The following is a 25,967-nucleotide window of genomic DNA, read 5'->3' on the forward strand; positions in this document are numbered from 1 at the left end:
TGACAAGACGTTCAGGCCGTCTGCACAGCACGGGTCAATTTGCTCAAGGCCTCCAGCACGCCTTGCACGGCCTGGCGGGTCTTGTCGTCGCTCAGGGCGCCTTCGGCCGTGAAGGCCTCACCCGCGCGGCCCAGGGCAAACTGCTGTGGCACGACCAGCGAGGCAAAGTTCATCTGCAGGAACTGGCGCACGTAGTTCAGGGCACGCAAGCCTCCCATCGGGCCGGGCGAGGCCGACAGCAGCGCCGTGGGCTTGTTGGCCGTGGCCGCCACGCCGGTGGGCAGGCGCGACAGCCAGTCGAAGGCATTGATGAACAGAGGCGTGGGAAAGCCGTTGTACTCGGGCGTGACCACCACCAGGGCATCGCTGTCGATCAGGGCCTGCTGCAAGGCCGTGGCCCCGGCGGGCACACCCGAGGCGGCCTCGGCGTCGCCGTCGTACAGGGGCAGGTCCAGGGCGCGCAAATCCAGTTCGTGGGGCACAAAGCCGGCCTGGGTGGCCCCCAGCGCCACGGCGTGGGCCAGACGGCGGTTCAGCGAACCCTGGCGGGCGCTGCCGGAAATGATCAGAAGACGCGGAGAATGAGTGGACATGGACAGGGCTCCAAGGCGGTGATTGGCGACAATGCCAGACGGTGCACAGCACGTGTTCACACACTGAATGCACACGGGGCTGCGCCATTGTGCCGCCCCAGCCAACATCCGTCTGTCAGACAAACCACATCGTTGATCACAATACCGCCCATGAGCCCTGCCCGCCGCTATTGGTTGATGAAATCCGAGCCTGAAGAGTGCTCGATCGACGACGCCCTGGCCGCCCCTGAGGCCACCGTGCCCTGGACCGGCGTTCGCAACTACCAGGCACGCAACTTCATGCGCGACCAGATGCAAGTGGGCGATGGCGTGCTGTTCTATCACTCGAGTTGCGCCGAACCCGGCATTGCCGGCCTGGCCCGCGTGGCCTCGGGCACCCGGCCCGACCCCACGCAGTTCGATGCAGCATCACCCTACTACGACCCGAAATCACCGCCTGCGGCGCCGCGCTGGCTGCTGCTGGATGTGCAGGCCCTGCGCAAGACCCGCGTGATCAGCCTGGCCGAACTGCGGGCCCAGCCCGAGCTGGCTGACATGACGGTGCTGCAGCGCGGCAACCGCCTGTCCATCACCGAAGTCACGCCGGCGCAATGGCAGTTCATCGAAAGCCGCCTGCTGTCAGGCGCCTGAGTCCTGAGCCCCCAGTGCGAAACGCTGAAACAGCTCGATGACCTTCAAGGCCATCGGCGACGGCGTTCGATGACGCAGGCACACGATGCCCATCTCGGCATGCACCACGGGCAATTCGGGCAAGTGCAAGGCGCGCAGCAGGCCTTGCTGCACCAAATCGGCCACCGCCAGTTCGGTGGTGGCGATCACGGTGTCCGTGCTCAGACCGATCTGATGCAGCAGCCGGGGGTCATCGCACTCCAGCGCAGGCTGGGCCAGCGCGTCTTCGGACCCCAGGCGGCCCAACACAGCCTTGAGCGCTGCCGGCAGGCGGGTGGTGCCCACGCCATAGGGCCAGACCTCGGCTAGGCGATGCTCACCCGGGCCCAGCGGGTGGTCGGCACGCACGTAGAAGCGCCCGGCCTGCCGCATCAAGGGTTCGACCTGCAAGGCGGCGTCCTGCGGCAGGTCGCGCACCTCGGCCACAAAAAACTCGATTTCCTCCAGCTGCAGGCGCTCCAGCAGCAAGGCCCAGTTGCTGATCTCCAGCCGCATCCGGATCTGGGGGTAGGCCTGGCGGACCTCGGCCACCACCTTCGGGCCCAGGGTCACGTTGGGCATGGGGCCCATGCCGAAGGCCACGTCGCCGAGCTGATGGTCGAGGTAAAGCGCCAGATCGCGCTCCAGGCAGCGGGCCTCGAACAGCAGGCGGCGCGCGCGCTCCACCAGAAAGGCACCGGCCGGGGTGGGCCGCACATCACCGGGTTGGCGCTCGAACAGCCGCAGGCCCAGTTGGGCTTCGATGGCCTGGATGCTGCGGCTGAACGCCGGCTGGCTCAGGTGCACGCGCTCCGCCGCACGCGCGAAATGACGCTCTTCGGCCAGGGTCAGCACATGGCGGTATTGGTTCAGGTTGATCATAGGCAATGCACCAGTCACATCAGGACCATGCGGACAATGCAATAGACACATTAAAACACCGGGCTTACATTCGCAAAAAAAATGAATGGAGACCTGCCTGTGACCGCCAACCAATTTCAGAACACGCTGATTCTGTGCTTCATGAGCGGCTTCGCGCTGATGGAGTTCGTCACCCGACGCTACCAGCGCACCGTGACCGCCAACGCCAACGACACCAAGCTGGAACTGCTGATGTTCCTGAGCCTGGTGGCCATCACCCAGCCCCTGGCCCTGCTGGCCACGGCGAAACTCGGCACCTGGCTGGCCCCGACCTGGCAGAACCGCCTGGCCGACCTGCCGGGGTGGGCCATGGTGGGCCTGCTGCTGGTGGGCGACGACATGACGCAGTACTGGTGGCACCGGCTGTCGCACTCGCCCCTGATGTGGCCCCTGCACCGGGCCCACCACTCGGCCAGTTACATGAGCATCCGCATCACCTACCGCAACAACTTCTTCTACTACCTGATGATGCCGGGCCTGTGGATCGGGGGCGCCTTGCTGTACCTGGGCGTGGGCGGCATGGTGTATGCCGGCTACATGGTCGTGAAGCTGCTGGTCATCCTGGGCGCCCACTGCGCCTGGCGCTGGGACGAGCCGCTGTACCGCATCCGCGCCCTGCACCCGCTGGCGTGGGTGCTGGAGCGCACCCTCTCCACCCCGGCCACGCACTGGGCCCACCACGCCATCACCAACGAAGACGGCATCGGCCACTACAAGGGCAATTTCGGCAACCTGCTGTTCTTCTGGGACGTGCTGTTTGGCACCGCCCACATCACCCGCCGCTACCCGGCCCAGGTGGGCCTGATCGATGACCGACTGTTTGGCGAAGAGAAATGGCAGCACCAGATGTTCTACCCGGTGCTGCAAAGCCAGCGGGCGCACAGCGCGCTGAGGCTGGGTGGCAAGGCCTATGAGGCGCCACCAGAGACCCACGAGGTGCGCTGACCCAACGCAGATGCCCGCGGCCACGCAGCGCCAACGCATTGAATCGAGAGCAGACCTTGCCGAACTCAGGCGCCGGTTCCCAGCGATCGCTCCAACTTGATCACAGCCCGGCAGCCCAAGGCTTTCGCGTAGCGTTGCACAGTTTGCATCGAAGGCTGGCGCCCGCCACTCTCCAACCTGGCAACCGTGCTTTGGCTTGTTCCCATCCGCTTGGCCACCTCGGCCTGGGTCAGGCCTGCACGATGCCGGGCGGCGATGAGTTCCCGCGCCACTTCGAACTCATCCGCCAGCGCGTCGTACTCGGCTTGAGCGTCCGCGTCAGAGAGCAAGCTGGGTTTGAATTCTTTCAAGCTTTTCATATCGACGCCTCCAATCGGCCCAAAGCCATCTCAATCGCTTTGCGCGGTGTGGCCTGAGTCTTCTTCACAAACACATGCAGCACGATCAGTCTTTGCCCACTGATCGCGGCATAGACGGCCCGAGCAATGCCATCGCGCCCACGCAACCGCATTTCCCACAGTTTGTTTTCAAGCGGGCGCACGTGCGGCAAGCCGACTTGCTGGGGCCCCAGGTCCTCCAGCAACTCGGCAATCCGCAGGAAGCGGGCCTTCATGTCCGCGGGTAAGGCTCCCAATTCGGGCTCTGCCTGCGGATGAATAACAACGGTCCAAGCACTCAAATTATATCCTTTTGGGTATTTTTTTGAGGTTGCGGTCAACACCTGTGCCAGAAGGCTTGCGTCAGAACCCCCATGAAAAAAGCCTCATGGGACGAAACGTCGCATGAGGCTTAGGAGGCATTTTCAGACGCGGGGCTGCGCGGCGGCCGGAGCCCAGGCCGCATCCCGCCCTGACGGTCAGGGTGGAAGGGCGAAGCGGGGCGGGGCCAGAAGGCCCCTGTCCCTTACTTGCGTGCCGGCGGCAGGTCGGTGCAGCTGCCGTGGGCGGCTTCGGCGCACAGGCCGATGCTTTCGCCCAGCGTGGGGTGCGGGTGGATGGTCTTGCCGATGTCGATCTCGTCGGCACCCATCTCGATGGCCAGGGCCACCTCACCGATCATGTCGCCCGCGTGCGTGCCCACGATGCCGCCACCCAGGATGCGGTGGGTTTCAGCGTCGAACAGCAGCTTGGTGAAGCCTTCGTCGCGGCCGTTGGCAATGGCGCGGCCCGAGGCGCTCCAGGGGAACAGGCCCTTCTTGACCTTGATGCCCTGGGCCTTGGCCTGGTCTTCGGTCAGGCCCACCCAGGCCACTTCGGGGTCGGTGTAGGCGACGCTGGGGATCACGCGGGCATTGAAGGCGGCGCTGGCCAGTTCCTTGTCGCCCTTGAGTTCGCCGGCAATCACCTCGGCCGCCACGTGAGCCTCATGCACCGCCTTGTGCGCCAGCATGGGCTGACCCACGATGTCGCCGATGGCGAAGATGTGCGGCACGTTGGTGCGCATCTGGATGTCGACATTGATGAAGCCGCGGTCGGTCACGGCCACGCCGGCCTTGTCGGCACTGATCTTCTTGCCGTTGGGCGTGCGGCCCACGGCCTGCAGGACCAGGTCGTAGGTCTGCGGTGCCGGGGCGGTGCCGCCCTCTTCGGCCGCGGCAAACGTCACCTCGATGCCTTCGGGCGTGGCCTTGGCCGACACCGTCTTGGTCTTGAGCATGATGTTGTCGAAGCGGTGGGCGTTCATCTTCTGCCAGACCTTGACCAGATCGCGGTCAGCGCCCTGCATCAGGCCGTCCAGCATCTCGACCACGTCCAGGCGCGCGCCCAGGGTGCTGTACACCGTGCCCATTTCGAGGCCGATGATGCCGCCACCCAGGATCAGCATGCGCTTGGGCACTTCCTTCAAGGCCAGGGCCCCGGTGCTGTCGACCACGCGCGGATCATCGGGCATGAAAGGCAGGCGCACGGCTTGCGAGCCCGCCGCGATGATGGCGCGCTGGAAGCCGATGGTCTGGCTCTTGCCGGTGCGCACCTGGGCTTCGCCGCTGGTTTCTTCCACCTGCAGCTGGTGGCTGCTGATGAAGTTGCCGTAGCCGCGCACCACGGTCACCTTGCGCATCTTGGCCATGGCACCCAGGCCACCGGTCAGCTTGCCGATGACCTTTTCCTTGTGGCCCCGCAGCTTGTCGATGTTGACGGTGGGGGCGCCGAAATCAACGCCCAGATCGGCCATGTGGCTGACCTCGTCCATCACGGCGGCCACGTGCAGCAGCGCCTTGGAGGGGATGCAGCCCACGTTCAGGCACACACCGCCCAGGGTGGCGTAGCGCTCGACCAGCACCACCTTGAGGCCCAGGTCGGCCGCACGGAAGGCGGCCGAGTAACCACCGGGGCCGCCACCGATCACGACCACGTCGCAATCGATGTCGTTGCTGCCCGTGGGGGCTGCGGCCACCGGGGCCGGGGCGGCCGCCACCGGAGCGGCGGCTGGGGCTGCGGGGGCCGCGGCAGGAGCCGCAGGGGCGGCAGCGGCTGCGGCGGCACCGGCCACTTCGAGCGACAGGATCACCGAACCCTCGGCCACCTTGTCGCCGAGCTTGACCTTGAGTTCCTTCACCACGCCGGCATGCGACGAGGGGATCTCCATCGAGGCCTTGTCGGACTCGACCGTGATCAGCGATTGTTCGGCCTTGACCGTGTCGCCGGGCTTGACCAGCAGTTCGATGATGGCCACTTCGGAAAAGTCACCGATGTCGGGGACCTTGATGTCTATCAGGCTCATACGGAACCTTTCAATTTGATCGTGAAGATGTTGATGGGCGCGGCCGAGTTGCGGTCGAATTCGCAACTGGCGGCCAGGCCGGCCTCGGCCACCTCGCGGGCCGTCTTGGCCCGGGTGTAGGTGGCGTGCATGGCGCCGAGGGCAAAGCTGCGTCCGGAGCCAATACCCCAGAACTCCTTGAACTCGAACACCTCGCGGTAGCTGTACAAGCCATAGATGCCGGTTGCGTTGGCAATCAGCACGCTGAACTGGCTGGACTCGTAGGGGTCGTTGTCGTCTTCCTTGGTCTGCAGAAAGAAGGTTTCCTTCAGCAGCGGGTGCAGACGCGTGAAGGTGTCAAACACCTCGTCGCGGCTGCCCAGACGCAACTGGTCCTTGGGCAAGGCATTCAGCGCCTTGCGCAGCACCGGGAAATGCGCCACGGTGCCGGCCATGCCGATGTAGCTGGGGCCGCCCATCGCATCGACCTTGAAGAGCTTTTCGTTCTCTTCAAAGCGTTGCGACAGCCGGGTATCGCCAAAGGTGACCAGGGTATCGGCCGCAATGGCCACCTGCCCACCCTTGCGCACAACGACCACGGTCGTCATGCGCTGGCCCCCTGCCCCATCGGGCACACGCCGGCCTGCCGGGCGCCGCCAGCCCACACCACAGCGTGCGTGGGGTGCCGTGCCATCACAGCAGGACGCGACGGAAGTCGGCCAGGATCTGACCCAGGAAGGCGTTGAAGCGCGCGGCAGCAGCCCCGTCGATCACGCGGTGATCCCAGGTCAGCGACAGCGGCAGCATCAGGCGCGGCTGGAAGGCCTTGCCGTCCCACTTGGGTTCGATCTGGCTCTTGCACACGCCCAGGATCGCCACCTCGGGCGCGTTGATGATGGGCGTGAAGTAACGCCCGCCAATGCCGCCCAGGCTGGAGATGGTGAAGGTGGCACCGCTCATGTCGGCCGGGCCCAGCTTGCCGTCGCGCGCCTTCTTGGCCAGTTCGCCCATTTCCTGGCTGATCTGCAGCACGCCCTTCTTGTCTGCGTCCTTGATCACCGGAACGACCAGGCCGTTCGGGGTGTCGGCGGCAAAACCGATGTGGTAGTACTGCTTGTAGACCAGCGAGTCGCCGTCGAGGCTGCTGTTGAACTCGGGGAACTTCTTGAGCGCGGCCACCGAGGCCTTGATCAGGAAGGCCAGCATGGTCACCTTGACGCCGCTCTTCTCGTTTTCCTTGTTGGTGGAAACGCGGAAGGCTTCGAGGTCGGTGATGTCGGCATCGTCATGGTTGGTGACGGCCGGGATCATGATGGCGTTGCGCAGCAGGTTGGCGCCGCTGATCTTCTTGATGCGACCCAGTTCCTTGCGCTCGATCGGGCCGAACTTGGAAAAGTCGACCTTGGGCCAGGGGATCAGGCCCAGCTCGGAACCACCACCGCCGGTCGAAGCCGGGGCCTTGGCGGCTTGCGCCTTGGTCTGCGCCACACCGGCCATCACGGCCTTGGTGAAGGCCTGCACGTCGGCCGGGGTGATGCGGCCCTTGAGGCCGGTGCCCTTGACCTCGTCCAGCGGCACACCCAGTTCGCGGGCGAACTTGCGCACCGAGGGCGATGCATGCGGCAGCGCAGCCGAGGGCGTGCCCGGCTGGTGGGCCGGCACGGCCAGGGCGGCCGGAGCGGCAGCCACGGCAGCAGCCGCCACCGGGGCAGCGGCAGCAACAGCCGCAGCGGGCGCAGCCACCGGGGCCGGGGCAGCGGCAGGGGCCGCAGCGCCCGCGGCGCCTTCGAGCACGGCAATCAGGTCACCGATGTTGACCTTGTCGCCGATCTTGACCTTGAGCTCCTTGAGCACGCCGGCGTGCGACGAAGGGATCTCCATCGAGGCCTTGTCGGATTCGACGGTGATCAGCGATTGCTCGGCCTTCACGGCGTCGCCAGGCTTGACCAGCAGCTCGATCACGGCCACGTCCTTGAAATCGCCGATGTCGGGCACCAGCACATTGACCGGGCCGGCGGCCGCCGGGGCGGCCACGGGTGCGGCCACCTGGGCCGGCGCAGCCGCGGCAGGCGCCGGGGCGGCAGCCGCAGGGGCCGCTGCGGCGGGGGCTTCGGCGGCACCCGCCACCTCCAGCGCCACCACCACCGAGCCTTCGGACACCTTGTCGCCGAGCTTGACCTTGATTTCCTTCACCACGCCGGCATGCGACGAGGGGATCTCCATCGAAGCCTTGTCGGATTCGACCGTGATCAGCGACTGCTCGGCCTTGACCGTGTCACCCACCTTGACCAACAGTTCGATGACGCCCACTTCGTCGAAATCACCGATGTCGGGGACCTTGATATCTACCAATGCCATGTTGTGTCTCCTGGCCGTATCAGGCGTACAGCGGGTTGATCTTGTCGGCCTGGATGCCGTACTTGGCAATCGCCTCGGCCACCTTGGCCACCGGCACCGTGCCTTCTTCGCTCAGCGCCTTGAGCGCAGCCACCACGATGTAGTGGCGGTTGATCTCGAAGTGCTCGCGCAGCTTGCTGCGGAAGTCGCTGCGACCGAAGCCGTCGGTGCCCAGCACCTTGTAGGTGCGGCCCTTGGGGACGAAGGGGCGGATCTGCTCGGCATAGGCCTTCATGTAGTCGGTCGAAGCCACCACCGGGCCGCTGTGAGCGGCCAGTTGCTGGGCCACGAACGGCACGCGCGGGGTTTCCAGCGGGTGCAGCAGGTTGAAGCGCTCGGCTTCCTGACCGTCGCGGGTCAGTTCGTTGAAGCTCGGGCAGCTCCAGACGTTGGCGGCCACGCCCCAGTCCTTTTCAAGCAGCTCTTGCGCGGCAATGCTTTCGCGCAGGATGGTGCCCGAACCCAACAGTTGCACGCGCGGGGTCAGCTTGGCGCCTTCCTTGCACAGGTACATGCCCTTGATGATCTGCTCTTCGGTGCCGGGCGTCAGGCCGGGCATCGCGTAGTTCTCGTTCAACAGGGTCAGGTAGTAGAAAACGTTGTCCTGCTTTTCAACCATGCGCTTCAAGCCATGGTGCAGGATCACGCCCACTTCGTGCGCGAAGGTCGGGTCGTAGCTGACGCAGTTCGGGATGGTGCCGGCCAGGATGTGGCTGTGACCGTCTTCGTGCTGCAGGCCTTCGCCGTTCAGCGTGGTGCGGCCCGAGGTGCCGCCCAGCAGGAAGCCGCGGGCCTGCATGTCGCCCGCCGCCCAGGCCAGGTCGCCGATGCGCTGGAAGCCGAACATCGAGTAGTACACGTAGAACGGCACCATGATGCGGTTGCTGGTGCTGTAGCTGGTGGCCGCAGCGATCCAGCTGCTCATGCCGCCGGCTTCGTTGATGCCTTCCTGCAGGATCTGGCCGGCCTTGTCTTCGCGGTAGTACATCACCTGGTCCTTGTCGACCGGGGTGTACTGCTGGCCTGCGGGGTTGTAGATGCCCACTTGGCGGAACAGGCCTTCCATACCGAAGGTACGGGCCTCGTCCACCAGGATCGGCACCACGCGCGGGCCCAGGGCCTGGTCACGCAGCAACTGGGTCAGGAAACGCACATAGGCCTGGGTGGTGGAGATCTCGCGGCCTTCGGCCGTGGGTTCCATCACCGACTTGAACACCTCCAGCGAGGGCACGGTGAACTGCTCGTCGGCCTTGGTGCGGCGGTGCGGCAGGTAGCCGCCCAGGGCCTTGCGGCGCTCGTGCAGGTACTGCATTTCCGGGGTGTCGTCGGCCGGCTTGTAGAACGGGATGCTCGGCAGATCGCTGTCCGGGATCGGGATGTTGAAGCGGTCGCGGAAGATCTTGATGTCTTCGTCGGTCAGCTTCTTGGTCTGGTGAACGTTGTTCTTGCCTTCACCGGCCTTGCCCATGCCGAAGCCCTTGACGGTCTTGATCAGCAGCACGGTGGGCTGGCCCTTGTGCTTGGTGGCGGCGGCGTAAGCGGCGTACACCTTCTGCGGATCGTGACCACCGCGGCGCAGCGCCCAGATCTGCTCGTCGCTCATCTTGGACACCATCTCGAGGGTGCGCGGATCGCGGCCGAAGAAATGCTTGCGCACGTAGGCGCCGTCGTTGGCCTTGAACGACTGGTAGTCGCCGTCCAGGGTTTCCATCATGACCTTGCGCAGCGCGCCGTCCTTGTCGCGGGCCAGCAGCGGGTCCCAATCAGAGCCCCACAGCAGCTTGATCACGTTCCAGCCGGCACCGCGGAACTCGCCTTCGAGCTCTTGCACGATCTTGCCGTTGCCGCGCACCGGGCCGTCCAGACGCTGCAGATTGCAGTTGACCACGAAGATCAGGTTGTCGAGCTTTTCGCGCGCGGCCAGGCCGATGGCGCCCAGCGATTCGACTTCGTCCATTTCACCGTCGCCGCAGAACACCCACACCTTGCGGTTTTCGGTGTTGGCGATGCCACGGGCGTGCAGGTACTTCAGGAAACGGGCCTGGTAGATGGCCATCAGTGGGCCCAGGCCCATCGAGACGGTCGGGAACTGCCAGAACTCGGGCATCAGCTTGGGGTGCGGGTAGCTCGACAGGCCCTTGCCGTCCACTTCCTGGCGGAAATGCAGCAGCTGCTCTTCGGTCAGGCGGCCTTCCAGGTAGGCGCGGGCGTACACGCCGGGCGACACGTGGCCCTGGATGTACAGGCAGTCGCCGCCGTGGTTTTCGCTCTCGGCATGCCAGAAGTGGTTGAAGCCGGCACCAAACATGTGGGCCAACGAGGCGAACGAGCCGATGTGGCCGCCCAGGTCACCGCCGTCCACCGGGTGGTGGCGGTTGGCCTTGACCACCATGGCCATGGCGTTCCAGCGCATGTAGGCGCGCAGGCGTTCCTCGATTTCGATGTTGCCAGGGCAGCGCTCTTCCTGGTCAGGCTCGATGGTGTTGACATAACCGGTGGTGGCCGAGAACGGCATGTCGATGCTGTGCTCGCGCGCGTGTTCGAGCAGTTGCTCAAGCAGGAAGTGGGCGCGCTCTGGGCCCTCAGCTTCGATCACGGCGGACAGGGCGTCCATCCACTCACGGGTTTCTTGGTTGTCCAGGTCTTGTGCCGGGTTGGCAGCAATGCCGGGCACGTGCTCGGGTTGGGCTGACATGCTTGTCTCCTGCTAAAGGGGTTGCGTCATGGTTTTTGACCGGGCGAGTGTCGCATAAAAATGCCATATTTCAAATGATGACCTTCAATTTCGCATTATGAACTTACATGTTTTCCACCTCCGATACATGACCTGACACTTGAGCCCCCTCCCCTACACTTGAGGGCATGCAACCGTCTGATTCCGCCGTGCCGTCCAGCGCCGGCAAACTGCGCACCGTCGCCTGGATCCGCCACTGGTGGGGTCAACAGTCCCCCAACCGGCAGGACCGCTTCGCCATGCTGGCCCCTCTGGTGGCCGTGGTGTTGTTTCTGGCCGCCATCGGTTCTGCATTCTGGTACCTGCGGGCCGAGGAAATCGAGCGCGAACACGAAGCCGTGAAACGAGATGTGGAATACGCCCAGCAGCGCCTGCGCCTGCGCCTGCTGGAGCGCCAGGAGCAGTTGATGCGCCTGGCGCGGGATGTGTCCAACCGCGAGCTCAACCGCAACGACTTCAATGCCCGCGCCGACAACCTGATCAACCAGTACCCCGAACTGCAGACCCTGAGCTGGATCGACGAAAAGCGCCGCGTGCGCGCCTCGCGCGCCGCCCCCACCGTGCCAGCCTCACGCCTGCTGACCACCGGCGACACCCTGCACGCCGGTGAAACCGACGACACCTATGGCCTGACCAAGGACCTGCAGCAGCCCGTCTACTCGCAACCCCTGGGCAGTGAGGATTCGGCCCTGCTGCAACTGCACGTGCCGCTCAATGAGCAAGGCCGTTTTGCCGGCGTGGTGGCGGCGGAGTACTCGGTGGATGGCCTGCTGCGTTACGGCGCCCCCACCGAGGTGCTGGCCAAGTACGCGGTGTCGCTGATCGATGCCAAGGGCCACCTGCTGGCCGGCGCCGTGCTGCCGCCGCACAGCAAGGCCAGCCGCCTGCTGCCCTGGACGGTCAAGGCCAATGAGTTCGAGGTGCCGGTGTCCCCGATTGGCAACAGCCTGCTGCTGCGCGCCCAGGGCTACCGCACCTCGTTGGGCCTGATCGGCAGCGGCCAGTTCTGGCTGGTGGGCGTGCTCAGCGTCATGACCGCCTGGATGCTGATCGCCAACTGGCGCCACACGCGCCGGCGCGTGCGCACGCAAGAGGCCCTGGTGGCCGAGACCAATTTCCGCCGCGCCATGGAAAACTCCATCCTCACCGGCATGCGCGCCATGGACATGGACGGCAAGGTCAGCTACGTGAACGCGGCCTTCTGCCAGATGACGGGCTGGACGGCCCAGGAGCTGGTCGGCCAGACGCCCCCTTTCTCGTACTGGCCTGAAGAAGACCATGCCGCACTCGCTGCGCGCCTGCGCGATGAGCTGTCGGGCAAGACCATCCAGGGTGGCTTCCAGGTCAAGGTCAAGCGCAAGAGCGGGGCCCTGTTCGACGCCCGGCTGTATGTGTCGCCGCTGATCGACGCCCATGGCCACCAGACCGGCTGGATGACCTCGATGACCGACATCACCGAGCCCAACCGCATCCGCGAGCAACTTTCGGCCTCGTACGAGCGCTTCACCATCGTGCTGGAGGCCCTGGACGCCTCGGTGTCCGTGGCCCCGCTGGGCAGCGAAGAGCTGCTGTTTGCCAACAAGCTGTACCGGCTCTGGTTCGGCGCCCACACCGGCGGCCACCTGCAACTGGTGGCCCAGGCCGGCGTGCCCACCACCCAGTCGCAGGAGCAGTCGCTCGACGACGTGGACGGCCTGGCCGGCCTGCCCACCGAGTCCCTCACCACCGCCCAGGCCGAAAACGCCGAGATCTTCGTGCCCGAGCTCGGCAAGTGGCTGGAAGTGCGCTCGCGCTACCTGAACTGGGTGGACGGCCGCCTGGCCCAGATGGTGATCGCCACCGACATCACCCCGCGCCGCCAGGCCGAAGAACAGGCCGCAGCCCAGGCCGAACGCGCCCAGAACGCCAGCCGCCTGATCACCATGGGTGAGATGGCCTCCAGCGTGGCGCACGAACTCAACCAGCCGCTGACCGCCATCAACAACTACTGCAACGGCATGGTCTCGCGCATCAAGGACCAGCAGATCACCGAGGAGGCCTTGCTGGCCGCCCTGGAAAAGACCTCCAAGCAGGCGCAGCGCGCCGGCCAGATCATCCAGCGCATCCGCTCCTTCGTGAAGCGCAGCGAGCCCAACCGCACCCTGTCGGACATCGGCGGCATGGTCAGCGAGGCGGTCGAGCTGGCCGAAATCGAGCTGCGCCGGCGCAATGTGCGCCTGAGCTACTACGTGGCCGCGCGCCTGCCGCGCCTGCTGGTCGACCCCATCCTGATCGAACAGGTGCTGGTCAACCTCATGAAGAACGCCTCCGAATCGATCGACGCCGCCGACCGGCCCTCGCCGCGGCGCAGCGTGGAGCTGCGCGTGGTGCCGCGCCAGGTGGATGGCCAGAACGCGGTCGAATTCTCGGTGGTCGACACCGGCCAGGGCCTGGCCCCCGAGGTCCTGGAGCGGCTGTACGAGGCCTTCTTCTCGACCAAGGCCGAGGGCATGGGCATCGGCCTCAATCTGTGCCGCTCCATCATCGAGTCGCACAGCGGCCGGATGGAGGCTGAGAACCTCTACAATGGCGCCGACATCACAGGTTGCCGGTTTTCCTTCTGGTTACCTGTGTCCCAACAGCCCATTGAGGGCGCTGCACGTTCTGCTGAACAGACAAGGATCCCGGGGTAACGCATGAGTTTGATTCCTAAGAAGGGCACTGTTTACGTTGTTGATGATGACGAAGCCGTCCGTGATTCCCTGCAATGGCTGCTCGAAGGCAAGGACTACCGGGTTCGTTGCTTCGAATCCGCCGAAGCCTTTCTGAGCCGCTACGACCCGCGCGAAGTCGCCTGCCTGATCGTCGACATCCGCATGGGCGGCATGACCGGTCTGGAGCTGCAAGACCGCCTGCTGGAACGCCGCTCCCCGCTGCCCATCGTCTTCATCACCGGCCATGGTGACGTGCCCATGGCCGTCAACACCATGAAAAAGGGCGCCATGGATTTCATCCAGAAGCCCTTCAAGGAAGAAGAGCTGCTGGGCCTGGTCGAGCGCATGCTCGAACACGCCAAGGGCGCCTTCAGCGAGTACCAGCAGGCCGCCAGCCGCGATGCCCTGCTGTCCAAGCTGACCTCGCGTGAAGCCCAGGTGCTCGAACGCATCGTCGCCGGCCGCCTGAACAAGCAGATCGCCGACGACCTGGGCATCAGCATCAAGACGGTCGAGGCCCACCGCGCCAACATCATGGAAAAGCTCAATGCCAACACCGTGGCCGACCTGCTGAAGATTGCGTTGGGACAAAACGCCCCGAAAGCCTGATCACCCCCCTTTTTGCTATCAACGTCATAGCCAACTTCGCCCGCCTGAATGCTTCCAGCGGGCGTTTTTACTTGAGAATCCGAAAACATGACCGCACAACTCATCGACGGCAACGCCCTCTCCAAGCAATTGCGCGCCCAGGTGGCCGAACGCGCCACCGCACTGAAGGCCCAGGGCGTCACACCCGGCCTGGCCGTGGTGCTGGTGGGTGACAACCAGGCCAGCCAGGTCTATGTGCGCAACAAGGTCAAGGCCTGCCAGGACAGCGGCCTGCACTCGGTGCTCGAAAAATACGAAGCCGACATGAGCGAGGCCGAACTGCTGGCCCGTGTCGAAGCCCTGAACAACGACCCCAGCATCCACGGCATCCTGGTGCAACTGCCCCTGCCGGCGCACATCGACGCGCAAAAGGTGATCGAAGCCATCTCGCCCCTGAAAGACGTGGACGGCTTCCACATCGCCAGCGCCGGCGCCCTCATGACCGGCATGCCCGGCTTCTGGCCCTGCACACCCTACGGCTGCATGAAGATGCTCGAATCCATCGGCTACGACCTCAAGGGCAAGCACGCCGTGGTGATCGGGCGCAGCAACATCGTGGGCAAGCCCATGGCGTTGATGCTGCTGCAGAAGAACGCCACCGTCACCATCTGCCACAGCGCCACCCGCGACCTGAAGGCCCAGACCCTGCAGGCCGACGTGATCGTGGCCGCCGTGGGCAAGCGCAACGTGCTGACCGCCGACATGGTCAAGCCCGGCGCCGTCGTGCTCGACGTGGGCATGAACCGCAATGACGAAGGCAAGCTCTGCGGCGACGTCGACTTCGACGGCGTGCGCGAGGTTGCCAGCCACATCACCCCCGTGCCCGGCGGCGTGGGCCCCATGACCATCACCATGCTTCTCGTCAACACCCTGGAGGCCGCAGAACGTGCGGCTGCAGGGGCTTGAAGCCAGCCTTTTCGGCGCCACCATCCAAAGCATGAGCAATCCACTCCTCGACTTCTCCGACCTGCCCCTGTTCGACCGGATCCAGCCTGACGACGCGGCCCCGGCCATCGACGTGCTGCTGGCCGATGCCAACCAGGCCCTTGAAACTGTCACTGCCCCCGAGTTTCCGGCCGACTGGCTGGCCATCGCCCGGGTGCTGGATGTGGCCACCGAACGCCTGGGCCGGGCCTGGGGCGCCATCAGCCACCTGAACGCCGTGGCCGACACGCCCGAACTGCGCGCCGCGTACAACGAGGCCCTGCCCCGCGTCACCGAGTTCTGGACCCGCCTGGGTGCCGATGAACGCCTGTACGCCAAGTACAAGGCCATCGACGTGGCCAGCCTCAACCCCGAGCAGCGCCAGGCCCACCTGAACGCCGTGCGCAACTTCGTGCTCTCCGGTGCCGAGCTGCAAGGCGCCGCCCGCGAACGCTTTGCCCAGATCCAGGAGCGCCACGCCGAGGTCACCCAGAAGTTCAGCGAGAACGCGCTCGACGCCACCGATGCCTTCGCCTACTACGCCAGCGAAGACGAGCTGGCCGGTGTGCCCGCCGATGTGGTGCAGGCGGCCCGCCAGGGCGCCGAGGCCGAAGGCCAGGCCGGCTACCGCCTCACGCTCAAGATGCCGTGCTACCTGCCGGTGATGCAGTACGCCCACAGCAGCGCGCTGCGCGAAAAGCTCTACACCGCCTACGTCACCCGCGCCAGCGAACTGGGCGATGCCCGCTTTGACAACACCCCGCTGATCCGCGAGATCCTGACCCTGCGCCACGAAGAGGCGCAGTTGCTGGGTTATGCCAACTTCGGCGAGGTGTCCCTGGTGCCCAAGATGGCCCATTCGCCCACCCAGGTCAGCGAGTTCCTGCGCGACCTCAGCCGCAAGGCCCGCCCCTACGCCGAGCAGGACCTGGCCGACATGCGCCAGTTCGCCGCCACCGAGCTGGGCCTGGCCGACCCGCAACCCTGGGACTGGCCGTACATCGGCGAAAAGCTCAAGGAAGCCCGCTACGCCTTCAGCGAGCAAGAGGTCAAAGAGTACTTCACCGCCCCCAAGGTGCTGGCCGGCCTGTTCAAGATCATCGAAACCCTGTTCGAAGTCAGCATCCGGCGCGACCAGGCCCCAGTGTGGAACCCTGCGGTCGAGTTCTACCGCATCGAACGCCAGGGCCAGTTGGTGGGCCAGTTCTACCTCGACCAGCCGGCCCGCACCGGCAAGCGCGGTGGTGCCTGGATGGACGATGTGCGCGCCCGCTGGCTGCGCCCCGACAACGGCCAGCTGCAGACCCCGGTGGCCCACCTGGTGTGCAACTTTGCCTCGGGCGTGGGCGACAAGCCGGCCTTGCTCACGCACGACGACGTGATCACCCTGTTCCATGAATTCGGCCACGGCCTGCACCACCTGCTGACCCAGGTCTGCGAGCGCGACGTGTCGGGCATCAGCGGGGTCGAATGGGACGCCGTCGAGCTGCCCAGCCAGTTCATGGAGAACTTCTGCTGGGAATGGGATGTGCTGCGCCACATGACCGCCCACGTGGACACCGGCGAGCCCCTGCCGCGCGCCCTGTTCGACAAGATGATCGCCGGCAAGAACTTCCAGAGCGGCCTGGGCACCCTGCGCCAGATCGAGTTCTCGCTGTTCGACATGGAGCTGCACACCCGTGCCGACGCGCCCGACGCCTTCATGGACGTGCTGGCCGCGGTGCGCCGCGAGGTGTCCGTGCTGCAGCCGCCGGTGTTCAGCCGCACGGCCCACACCTTCAGCCACATCTTCGCGGGCGGCTATGCCGCCGGCTACTACAGCTACAAGTGGGCCGAGGTGCTGAGCGCCGACGCCTACGCTGCCTTCGAAGAAAGCGTGCTGCCCGACGGCAGCCCCAACCCCGAGACCGGCCGGCGCTATCGCCAGTCCATCCTCGAGGCCGGTGGCAGCCGCCCGGCCATGGAATCGTTCAAGGCCTTCCGAGGCCGCGAACCCAGCCTGGATGCGCTGCTGCGCCACCAGGGCATGAACTGAGACCGACCCCAGCCAGCCGACCGACCATGGCCGCCCACACCTCAGCCCTCCAATCCCCCACCCCGGCCACGCACCTGCGGGTGTCCGGGCCCCTGTTGCTCGGCGCCCTGCTGGCCCTGGGCGCGGGGCTGATGGCGGCCACGCCGGTGCACGCCCAGCAGGTCTACCGCATCGTGGGCCCTGACGGCAAGGTCACGTTCTCGGACCGACCGCCCGAAAAACCGGATGCCAAAGTGGCTACCGTACGCTCCGGCAGCGGTCAGGCTGAGGCGAACAGTGCGCTGCCGCCGGAGCTGCGTCGTGTGGCCAACCAGTACCCGGTCACGCTCTATGTGACCCGCGATTGCGATGTCTGCAGTGCGGCACGTCAACTGCTGGTCAGCCGCGGCATCCCATTTGCCGAAAAAATCATCGTTTCCAACGCCGACATCAGCTCGTTCAAGCAGTTGAGCGGCAGCGACACCCTGCCCGCGCTGAGCATCAGCAGCCAGTTCCTGCGCGGCCTGCAGGAGAACGAATGGAACAGCTACCTGGATGCGGCCGGCTACCCGGCCCAGATCCAGTTGCCCGCCACCTACCGCCGGCCAGCCCCTGAGCTGCTGGTGCCCGCGGGCGATGCCCCGGCCAAGGCCCCCGGAGACGCCAAGCCCAAAGCCAAGCCCGCCCCTGAACTGCCGGTAGCCCCCAGGCGCGCCACTGAAAACAACCCCGCGGGGCTCCAGTTCTGAGACAGCGCTTTTGAGCCAGCGCATTGGAGCCAGCGATGCCGCTTCGGCGCACGCTGATTTCAAGCGCCTCAGGACGACCTTGATCAACTGCAGGGCCCTGCAAAACGTGCCAAGGGCGCACGATGCCACTAAACTCGGAGCCCGTCCGTCGTCAGAAATGACCGGTCGGTGCCGCCTCGGCAGGTTCACCGCTGTCGGCTGTCTTCTTCAAGGTTTCTCATGCGCACTTTTCTGCGGGCGATCGCCCTGCTCATGCTCCTTCCCATGCTGGGCCTGGCCGGCGTGGCCTCGGCAGCCCAGGGCCCGGCAGCGGCAGGCCCCTTCCGCATCGGGGTGGCGCCCCACTCCAGTGCCCGGGTGATTCTGGAGATGTACCAGCCCCTGCGCCTGTACCTGGAAAAGGCCCTGGGCCATCCGGTCGAGATCGTGACCGCCCCCGACTTCACCGAATTCGCTCGTCGGGCCATGGCCCAGCAATACGACATCGCCATCACCACCGGCCACCAGGCCCGGCTGCTGCAGACCGACGCCGCCTACCGCCCCCTGGTCACCTACCAGAACGATTTCAAGGCTGTGGCCCTGGTCGGCCCTGACAGCGCTTACCGCAACCCGCAAGACCTGAACAACAAGCCCGTGATCGGCCTGTCGGCCAGCTCGCTGGTCACCCTGTGGGGCCAGCACTGGCTGATCCGCAACAGCGTCAGCAACACCACCATGCGCTATGTCAGCGCCTCGGACAGCGTGGGCCAATTGCTGCTCAAGGGCGAAGGCAGTGTGGGCTTCATGTCGCTGGCGAACTTCCAGAGCCTGCAACCCGCCGTGCGCGACCGCCTGCGCGTGGTGGCCGAAAGCCTGCCCATGGCGGGCCGCGTGTACGTGCTGAACCAGCGCCACACCAAACGCTACGACGACATCCTGGCGCAACTGCGCGCCTTTGCCGACACCCCCGAAGCCAGGCAGTACTTCAGCCACTACAACCTGGGCGGCTACCGCGCACTGGAACCCCGAGAACTGGTGGCCCTGGAGCCCTACGCCAACGAGGTCAGGCTCACCCTCAAGCAGGGCAAATGATGCGCCTGCACCTGCCGTGGCGCACTGTGCGCGGGCGCCTGCTCATGGCCGCCCTGCTGGTCGAGATGGTGATGCTGGCCCTGCTGGTGGGCAACAGCCTGCGCCTGCTGCACGACGCCATGGGCGATCAGGCCCGCGAGCAGGCCGATCAGATCGCTCCCGTGCTGTCGGCAGCCCTGGTGGCTCCGTTGGCCCAATACGACTACGCCACCGTGCAGGCGGTGCTCGATGAAAGCCATGCCATCCATGGCATCGAATACCTGGCGGTGACCGATGCCAGCGGTGAAGTGGTGGCCACCAGCGGCTGGCCCACCGGCAAGGCGCTGCCCCCCGGTGACAGGCGATTTCAACCTCGATGGCGACAACAACCCGCCCCGCTACGACATGGCGCTGCCCATCCGCCAGTCGGGCCAGACACTGGGCAATCTGCAGTTCGGTCTGGACCTGACCCGCATCCTGGTGGCGCGCAAGCAGCTGGTCACCCAAGGCGTGCTGATCGCCCTGTCCGAGCTGCTGCTGTCGGCGGGCCTGTTGACCCTGCTGGGCCTGTTGATCACGCGACAGCTGTCGGTGCTGACCACGGCCAGTCTGCGTGTGGCTCAGGGTCAACTCACGATGGCGCCCGTGCCCGAGGGCCAGGACGACGTTGGCCGCCTGGGCGCCGCCTTCAACGTGATGTCGAGCGCCATTGCCGAGCGGGTGGAGCAACTCACCCGAGCCAATCAGGAGACCGCCGACATCGCCGCCTCGCTGCAAGAGCGCAACCGGGAGCTGGCGCTCAGCCACGCCCAGCTCAGTGCCGAGAATGCCATCCGACTCCAAACCCAGCAGGAGCTGGAACAGGCCCTGCAGCGCGTTGGCGACCGCAACGAACAGCTCAATGCCATCTTCGAGCTGAGCCCCGATGGCTTCGTGGCCTTCGACAGCCAGCAACGCGTGAAGTACGCCAACCCGGCTTTCCACCGCCTGACCGGCCTCAGCGCCAGCGAGGTGGTGGGCTTGGACGAAGCCTGCTTCTCCGAGCGCCTGGCCCAGGCCTGCCAGCCCAAGGCCCGCTTCCCTGGACTGGCTGCATTGCCAGAGCCGCCCAACACCGGGCGAGGCACGGGCCATGGCTCACGCCATCAGATCGAACTGGCCGCCCCGATTCACCGGGTGTTGCAGGTGGCGCTGCGCGAGTCGGCGGCCGAATCGGTGTCGCAGATCCTGTACCTGCGCGACGTGACGCACGAGACCGAGGTCGACCGCATGAAGAGCGAATTCCTCTCACACGCGGCGCATGAGCTGCGCACCCCCATGGTCAGCATCTTCGGCTACACCGAGCTGATGCTGCACATGCCTTTCAAAGAGGACAAGCGCAAAGAGGTGCTGGGCATCATCTACCGCCAGTCCGAGCTGATGATCGCCATCATCAACGAACTGCTCGACCTGGTGCGCATCGAGGAGCGCCGCGGCCAGGACTTCGACTTCCAGCCCGTCGACGCCGATGCCCTGACACGCCAGGTGGTGGTCGATTTCGGCGTGCCCACGGGGCGCCAAAGCCCCTCGATGCCGGCCACCACCGGCCCCCTGTGGGTGCGGGCCGACCGCAAGAAGCTGATGCAGGCCGTGCGCAACATCGTCTCGAACGCCTACAAGTACTCGCCTGAAGGTGGCGACGTGATCGTGAGCCTGCTGCCAAGCCATGCCGATCAACCTGGCCGCCTCGGCATCCGCGTGCGGGACGAGGGCCTGGGCATGACGCCCGAGCAGGTCAGCCGCGTGTTCGAGCGCTTCTACCGCGCCGACACCTCAGGCCAGATCCCGGGAACCGGCCTGGGCATGAGCCTGGTCAAGGAGATCATTGAGCTGCACGGCGGCACGGTCGAGGTGCACAGCGAGGTGGGGCAAGGCACCGAAGTCACCCTGTGGGTGCCGGTCACCACAGGTCCGGCCCCCGCCCTGCCTCTCACAGCGGCCTGAAACAAATGCCCAGAAAAAAGGGCCCCGCAGCGCGAGGCCCTTTCATTGACAGAGCAAATCGCCGTGCCGCTCAAAACCCCAGCACGTGGGGCAGCCAAGTCGAGATGGCCGGCACAAAGGTCAGCAGGATCAGCACAATCAGGTGCGCCAGCAAAAACCAGGGCAGCTCGCGGGTCAGGTCCTTCAAGGGCACCTTGGTGGCCACCGAGGTCACAAACAGCAGCCCGCCCACCGGCGGCGTGATCATGCCCAGCGTCAGGTTGACGATCACCACCATGGCAAAGTGAATCGGGTCAATGCCCAGGGCCGCCGAAATCGGCGCCAGGATGGGCACCAGAATCATCACCCCGGGCAGCGGCTCCATGAATATACCGAACAGCAGCAGCAACACGTTTACCGCAATCAGAAAGGTGACGGGCGAGAGGTTCCAGCCCACGATGGTCTGCGCCAGCTGCTGCGGCACCCCCTCCACCGTCAGCACCCAGGCAAAGGCGGCCGAAGCCGCCACCACCAGCAGCACCGAGGCCGTCAACAAGGCGGAACGGGCCGCGATGTGGGGCAGCGCCTTCCACTCGAGCGTGCCGTACACCCACTTGCCGCAGACCAGGGCATAGAACACCGCCACCACCGAGGCCTCGGTCGGCGTGAAGATGCCGAAGCGGATACCCACCAGGATCAGTACCACCAGCCCCAACGCGGGGATGGCCTTGAAACTGTTGAGCAGCATCTCGCGGCCCGAGGGCTGCGGCTCACGCGAGCGGTAGTCGCGTTGGCGGCACACCCGCCAGTTCACCACGGCCATGGCCAGGGCAATCAGCAAGCCCGGGATGAAGCCTGCAATGAACAGCCCGCCCACCGACACCTGCTCGTCCTGCAGGGCGTAGATGATCATGATGATCGACGGGGGGATGATCGGCCCCACGATGGCCGTGCTGGCCGTCAGGGCTGCCGCATAGGCGCGCGAGTAGCCAGCCTTTTCCATCATCTTCACCATCATCGAGCCCGGGCCGGCCGCATCGGCCAGGGCCGAGCCCGAGATGCCCGAGAACAGCGTCAGCGACAGGATGTTGGCGTAACCCAGGCCGCCCCGCAGATGCCCCACAAATTGGGCGGCAAAGCGCAGCAGCACGGTGGTCAGCGCACCGCCCGACATGATTTCGGCAGCCAGGATGAAAAAGGGCACCGCCATCAACGGAAAGCTGTCGATGCCGGTGAACATCTCCTTGAAGACGATCAGCTGCGGGTAACGCCCGCCCACCAACACGGCCAGCGAGGCCGACATGGCCAGCGCAAAGGCCACCGGAAAGCCGAGTGTCATGAAGACCACGGCGGCAATGAAAAGGGTCAAGGTCATGGGTGTTGTCTCCGGCAGTTCACAGCGAGGCCGCCGACTCGGCGTCCATCTCGTCCGACTCTTCAAAGCGGCCTGCCGAGATGTAGCCCCGCGCCACAAACGCCAGGTGCAGCAGCATCAGCACAAAGCCGATCGGCATCGCCGTGTAGATGTAGGCAATCGGGATGTCGGTGGCCGCCGTGGTCTGGAACCGCGTGGCCCACACATACAGAATGGAGAAATACGTCATCACCGCACAGAACAAGGCCATGCCCACCACCACCACCGTGCGCAGCAGCCGCGCCAGCGGGGTGCTGACCACCTGATGCAGGTTGTCGATGGCCACATGGCCCCCAAAGCGCAGCACCAGGCCAGCGCCCAGAAAGGTGCCCCAGATCATCAGGTGGCGCGCCACCTCTTCGGCCCAGACGATGGAGTCGCCCGTGGTGTAGCGCAGCACCACGTTGGCAAACACGATGCAGGCCATGACCAGCAGCAACAGAATCAGCACCCAGCGGTTGCAAGCCACCAGGATGCGTTCAAGGCGATTGAACATATGCAATGGAACAGGTGAGCACGGCGCCACTGGGGCGCCGTGAGGGTGGAGGGAAACACAGACCCGGGGCGCCCGAGGCGGCCCGTCGAGCCCGGCTTACTTGGCGTGGCTGATCTCGTCCAGCGTCTTCTGGCCGAACTTGCTGGCGTACTGCTTGTAGGCCGGTGCCAGAGCCGCCTGGAAGGCCGCGCGATCCACCTGGGTCACCACTTGCACGCCGTGCGACTTGATCTCTTCAACGCCCTTCTTCTCAACCTCGTCCACAAACTTGCGCGAGGCCAGCGCGCCGGCCTTGGCACCCTGGGTGAAGGCTGCCTTCTGGGCATCGTTCAAGCTGCCCCAGAAGCCAGGCGACACGATCAGCGCCATCGGGGCGTACACGTGCGAGGTCAGGGTCAGGTGCTTTTGCACCTGCCACAGTTTGGCCGACACAAACACCGAGATCGGGTTCTCCTGGCCATCGATGGTGCCCTGCTGCAGGGCACCGATCACTTCGGGCCAGGCCATGGGGGTGGGCGAGGCGCCCAGGGTGCGGAAGGCCGTGATGTGCACGGGGTTCTCGGTCACACGGATCTTCAGGCCCTTGAGGTCTTCGGGCTTGCTGACCGCCACCTTGTTGTTGCTAAGGTGGCGAAAGCCCTGCTCACCCCAGGCCAGGGCGATCAGGCCGCGGGCCTTGAACTTGCCCAGCAGGTCCTGACCGAAGCTGCCGTCCAGCACGGCACGGGCGTGCGCCGTGTCGCGGAACAAGAAAGGAATGTCCACCACGCCCACATCCGGCACAAAGTTGCTCAAGGCGCCCGTGGAGACGATCACCGCCTCGACCGTGCCCAGCTGCAGACCTTCAATCAGCTCGCGCTCGCCGCCCAGGGCGCTGGAGGGGAACTGCTTGAACTTGAAAGCGTTGTTGGTGGCCTTTTCAACCGAGTCAGACCAGGCCTGGGCGGCCGCACCGTAGTGCGAGTTGATGGCCAGCGCATAACCCAGCTTCACTTCCTTGGCCTGTTGGGCCCAGGCCATGCCAGAGCAGGCCGCCAGGGCCGATGCCACGCAGGTGGACAGAATCGTGCGACGCAGAAACATGGTGTTTATCTCTATGTTGTGAATATGTTAAATAACCTGTAATTGTAGGTTTCACATCCACAAGCATCGGGTCCCACGGGGCTCACCCAGGGCTGGCCCGCCCTTGCCCAAACGACATGGCGGCCATCGTCAATGCAGATTGCAGCCGCCAGGCTGCGGGGCTCAGTAGGTCAGGGTTTCCACACCGCGCGGCGTGCCCAACAGACACACAGCCGCCTTCTGGTGGGCAAACACGCCCACGGTCACCACACCGGGCCACTGGTTCACTTCCGACTCGAAGGCCAGCGGGTCGCTGATCTTGAGGCCACGCACATCCACGATCACCTGGCCGTTGTCGGTGATCAGGGGCTGGCCGTCCTTCAGGCGCACGCTGCCTTCGCCGCCCAGGGCAGCAAACTGGCGGATGATGCGCTGCGCGGCCATCGGGATCACCTCCACCGGCAGCGGAAAGCCGCCCAGCACCGGCACCTTCTTCGACTCGTCGGCGATGCAGACAAAGCGCTTGGACAGGCTGGCCACGATTTTTTCGCGGGTCAGGGCCGCGCCACCGCCCTTGATCATGTAACCCTTGCCATCGATTTCGTCGGCACCGTCGATGTAGACCGACAGGCTGCTGACCTCGTTGGCATCCAGCACCGGGATGCCCAGGGCCTTCAGGCGGGCCGTCGAGGCCTCGGAGCTGGACACCGCACCCGGGATCTGATCGCGCATGCTGGCCAGCGCGTCGATGAACTTGTTGACCGTGGAGCCCGTGCCCACGCCCACGATTTCGCCGGGCACCACGTAGTGCAGCGCAGCCTGGCCCACCAGGGCCTTGAGTTCGTCTTGGGTGTAGGAGGTGGTGCTCATGGGAATCCGGGGAAGTGGGGTGAGGGAGTTGGGGGAAAATCGGAGAAGACTTACAAAACGCCCGAATTATCCAATGTCGCTTCTGCCCTACGCCCTCGCCCGTCCTTTTTTGTTCAGCATGGACGCCGAAAAGGCCCATGAACTGACCCTGAACGCGCTGGCGCGCACGCAAGGCACGCCCCTGCAATGGGCCTGGGCTGGCAGCCGCGTCAGCGACCCGGTGACCGTGGCCGGCCTGAACTTCCCCAACCGCATCGGCCTGGCCGCGGGCCTGGACAAGAACGCCCGCTGCATCGACGCCCTGGGCGCCCTGGGCTTCGGCTTTGTCGAAGTGGGCACCGTCACCCCCAAGGGCCAGCCCGGCAACCCCAAGCCGCGCATGTTCCGTCTGCCCGAGAGCAATGCCCTGATCAACCGCCTGGGCTTCAACAACGAAGGCCTGGACGCCTTCATCGCCAACGTGAAGCGCGCCCGCTTCCGCCAGCAAGGCGGCAGCACCCCCATGCTGCTGGGCCTGAACATCGGCAAGAACGCCGCCACCCCCATCGAGCAGGCCACCAGCGACTACCTGACCTGCCTGGACGGCGTCTACCCCCATGCCGACTACGTGACGGTCAACATCTCCAGCCCCAACACCAAGAACCTGCGCGCCCTGCAAAGCGACGAGGCGCTTGACCAGCTGCTGTCGGCCCTGTCGGCCCGCCGCGCCGAACTGCAGGCGGCCCAGAAGCGCCGCGTGCCTCTGTTCGTGAAGATCGCCCCCGACCTGGACGAGGCCCAGATCGAGGTGATTGCCGCCACCCTGCAGCGCCATGGCATGGACGGCGTGGTGGCCACCAACACCACCCTGAGCCGCGATGCCGTCCAAGGCCAGGCCCATGCCGAAGAAGCCGGCGGCCTGAGCGGCGCCCCGGTGCTGGAGGCCAGCAACCGCGTGATCCGCCGCCTGCGCGCCACCCTGGGCCCCGACTACCCCATCATCGGCGTGGGCGGTGTGCTGAGCGGCCGCGACGCCGTCAGCAAGATCGAGGCCGGCGCCAGCCTGGTGCAGCTCTACACCGGCCTGATCTACCGCGGTCCCGCCCTGGTCAGCGAGGCGGCCGCCGCCCTGAAGGCCCACCGCCAGCGCTGAGCTTGCAGAGCACTC

The 25,967-nt window shown here is 65.6% G+C and carries 23 protein-coding genes; 10 read left to right on the top strand and 13 right to left on the bottom strand.

Going from position 1 to position 25,967, the window contains the following annotated elements:
- Nucleotides 1-11: 11 nt before the first annotated feature.
- Nucleotides 12-593 (bottom strand): NADPH-dependent FMN reductase, encoded by a 582-nt coding sequence (locus tag F624_RS0123575; protein ID WP_019576837.1) that lies wholly within the window; start codon nt 591-593, stop codon nt 12-14.
- A 150-nt stretch (nt 594-743) separates the two neighbouring features.
- On the opposite strand from F624_RS0123575, the gene F624_RS0123580 reads away from it, so the two are divergent.
- Nucleotides 744-1,223, top strand: a complete 480-nt coding sequence (locus F624_RS0123580; RefSeq protein WP_019576838.1) for an EVE domain-containing protein — start codon at nt 744-746, stop codon at nt 1,221-1,223.
- Here the strand turns inward: F624_RS0123580 and F624_RS0123585 are convergent.
- Nucleotides 1,212-2,123 (bottom strand): LysR family transcriptional regulator, encoded by a 912-nt coding sequence (locus F624_RS0123585; RefSeq protein ID WP_019576839.1) that lies wholly within the window; start codon nt 2,121-2,123, stop codon nt 1,212-1,214. The two genes, F624_RS0123580 and F624_RS0123585, sit on opposite strands and share 12 nt — an antisense overlap.
- A gap of 141 nt (nt 2,124-2,264) precedes the next feature.
- Between F624_RS0123585 and F624_RS0123590 the strand changes: the two genes are divergently transcribed.
- On the top strand, nt 2,265-3,107 hold the full coding sequence (locus F624_RS0123590) for a sterol desaturase family protein (RefSeq protein ID WP_342663603.1): 843 nt from the start codon (nt 2,265-2,267) through the stop codon (nt 3,105-3,107).
- Nucleotides 3,108-3,172: 65 nt separating this feature from the next.
- On the opposite strand, the gene F624_RS0123595 is transcribed toward F624_RS0123590, so the two are convergent.
- The 6 genes from F624_RS0123595 to aceE form a co-directional block, all read right to left on the bottom strand.
- Nucleotides 3,173-3,466 carry a helix-turn-helix domain-containing protein gene (locus F624_RS0123595; protein WP_019576841.1) on the bottom strand — a complete coding sequence of 98 codons (294 nt, stop codon included), beginning with the start codon at nt 3,464-3,466 and terminating at the stop codon, nt 3,173-3,175.
- Nucleotides 3,463-3,786: a type II toxin-antitoxin system RelE/ParE family toxin gene (locus tag F624_RS0123600; protein ID WP_031256047.1), complete on the bottom strand. Its 324-nt coding sequence runs from the start codon at nt 3,784-3,786 to the stop codon at nt 3,463-3,465. The genes F624_RS0123595 and F624_RS0123600 overlap by 4 nt, the downstream gene beginning before the upstream one ends.
- Nucleotides 3,787-4,010: 224 nt before the next feature.
- Nucleotides 4,011-5,828: a dihydrolipoyl dehydrogenase gene (gene lpdA, locus F624_RS0123605; RefSeq protein WP_019576843.1), complete on the bottom strand. Its 1,818-nt coding sequence runs from the start codon at nt 5,826-5,828 to the stop codon at nt 4,011-4,013.
- Nucleotides 5,825-6,415, bottom strand: a complete 591-nt coding sequence (locus tag F624_RS0123610; protein ID WP_019576844.1) for an Ntn hydrolase family protein — start codon at nt 6,413-6,415, stop codon at nt 5,825-5,827. Before F624_RS0123610 ends, lpdA begins: the two co-directional genes overlap by 4 nt.
- A gap of 85 nt (nt 6,416-6,500) precedes the next feature.
- On the bottom strand, nt 6,501-8,165 hold the full coding sequence (gene aceF, locus F624_RS0123615; RefSeq protein ID WP_019576845.1) for a dihydrolipoyllysine-residue acetyltransferase: 1,665 nt from the start codon (nt 8,163-8,165) through the stop codon (nt 6,501-6,503).
- A 19-nt stretch (nt 8,166-8,184) separates the two neighbouring features.
- Nucleotides 8,185-10,899 (bottom strand): pyruvate dehydrogenase (acetyl-transferring), homodimeric type, encoded by a 2,715-nt coding sequence (gene aceE, locus F624_RS0123620; protein ID WP_019576846.1) that lies wholly within the window; start codon nt 10,897-10,899, stop codon nt 8,185-8,187.
- Between the two features lie 167 nt (nt 10,900-11,066).
- Here aceE and F624_RS0123625 point away from each other — a divergent pair, with 167 nt between their 5' ends.
- From F624_RS0123625 to F624_RS0123650, 6 genes are all read left to right on the top strand, one after another.
- Nucleotides 11,067-13,610 carry a PAS domain S-box protein gene (locus F624_RS0123625; RefSeq protein ID WP_019576847.1) on the top strand — a complete coding sequence of 848 codons (2,544 nt, stop codon included), beginning with the start codon at nt 11,067-11,069 and terminating at the stop codon, nt 13,608-13,610.
- 3 nt (nt 13,611-13,613) lie between these two features.
- Nucleotides 13,614-14,240 carry a response regulator transcription factor gene (locus F624_RS0123630; protein WP_019576848.1) on the top strand — a complete coding sequence of 209 codons (627 nt, stop codon included), beginning with the start codon at nt 13,614-13,616 and terminating at the stop codon, nt 14,238-14,240.
- Between the two features lie 87 nt (nt 14,241-14,327).
- A complete protein-coding gene (gene folD, locus F624_RS0123635; RefSeq protein ID WP_019576849.1) occupies nt 14,328-15,185 on the top strand; it encodes a bifunctional methylenetetrahydrofolate dehydrogenase/methenyltetrahydrofolate cyclohydrolase FolD in 858 nt (285 codons plus the stop codon).
- Nucleotides 15,186-15,216: 31 nt separating this feature from the next.
- The gene (locus F624_RS0123640; RefSeq protein ID WP_031256050.1) at nt 15,217-17,238 is read left to right on the top strand and encodes a M3 family metallopeptidase; all 2,022 of its coding nucleotides are present in this window, start codon (nt 15,217-15,219) and stop codon (nt 17,236-17,238) included.
- 26 nt (nt 17,239-17,264) lie between these two features.
- Nucleotides 17,265-17,966: a glutaredoxin family protein gene (locus tag F624_RS0123645; RefSeq protein WP_019576851.1), complete on the top strand. Its 702-nt coding sequence runs from the start codon at nt 17,265-17,267 to the stop codon at nt 17,964-17,966.
- 219 nt (nt 17,967-18,185) lie between these two features.
- Entirely contained in the window at nt 18,186-19,037 is an 852-nt protein-coding gene (locus tag F624_RS0123650) for a PhnD/SsuA/transferrin family substrate-binding protein (protein WP_019576852.1), read from the top strand.
- On the opposite strand, the gene F624_RS0123655 is transcribed toward F624_RS0123650, so the two are convergent.
- Nucleotides 18,995-19,285, bottom strand: coding sequence for a hypothetical protein (locus F624_RS0123655; protein WP_019576853.1), 291 nt, complete (start codon nt 19,283-19,285; stop codon nt 18,995-18,997). The genes F624_RS0123650 and F624_RS0123655 overlap by 43 nt on opposite strands.
- A gap of 85 nt (nt 19,286-19,370) precedes the next feature.
- On the opposite strand from F624_RS0123655, the gene F624_RS0123660 reads away from it, so the two are divergent.
- A complete protein-coding gene (locus tag F624_RS0123660) occupies nt 19,371-20,999 on the top strand; it encodes an ATP-binding protein (protein ID WP_019576854.1) in 1,629 nt (542 codons plus the stop codon).
- A gap of 70 nt (nt 21,000-21,069) precedes the next feature.
- Here F624_RS0123660 and F624_RS0123665 read toward each other — a convergent pair whose 3' ends face one another.
- From F624_RS0123665 to rpiA, 4 genes are all read right to left on the bottom strand, one after another.
- Nucleotides 21,070-22,353, bottom strand: coding sequence for a TRAP transporter large permease (locus tag F624_RS0123665; RefSeq protein ID WP_019576855.1), 1,284 nt, complete (start codon nt 22,351-22,353; stop codon nt 21,070-21,072).
- Between the two features lie 19 nt (nt 22,354-22,372).
- A complete protein-coding gene (locus F624_RS0123670) occupies nt 22,373-22,888 on the bottom strand; it encodes a TRAP transporter small permease (protein WP_019576856.1) in 516 nt (171 codons plus the stop codon).
- A 96-nt stretch (nt 22,889-22,984) separates the two neighbouring features.
- Nucleotides 22,985-23,971 carry a TRAP transporter substrate-binding protein gene (locus F624_RS0123675; RefSeq protein ID WP_019576857.1) on the bottom strand — a complete coding sequence of 329 codons (987 nt, stop codon included), beginning with the start codon at nt 23,969-23,971 and terminating at the stop codon, nt 22,985-22,987.
- A 162-nt stretch (nt 23,972-24,133) separates the two neighbouring features.
- On the bottom strand, nt 24,134-24,820 hold the full coding sequence (gene rpiA, locus F624_RS0123680; protein ID WP_019576858.1) for a ribose-5-phosphate isomerase RpiA: 687 nt from the start codon (nt 24,818-24,820) through the stop codon (nt 24,134-24,136).
- Nucleotides 24,821-24,893: 73 nt separating this feature from the next.
- On the opposite strand from rpiA, the gene F624_RS0123685 reads away from it, so the two are divergent.
- Complete coding sequence (locus tag F624_RS0123685; RefSeq protein ID WP_019576859.1) at nt 24,894-25,952, top strand: quinone-dependent dihydroorotate dehydrogenase; 1,059 nt, start codon at nt 24,894-24,896, stop codon at nt 25,950-25,952.
- Nucleotides 25,953-25,967: the final 15 nt, after the last annotated feature.

It is taken from the genome of Curvibacter lanceolatus ATCC 14669 (genome assembly GCF_000381265.1).
Taxonomy (GTDB): Bacteria; Pseudomonadota; Gammaproteobacteria; order Burkholderiales; family Burkholderiaceae_C; genus Curvibacter; species Curvibacter lanceolatus.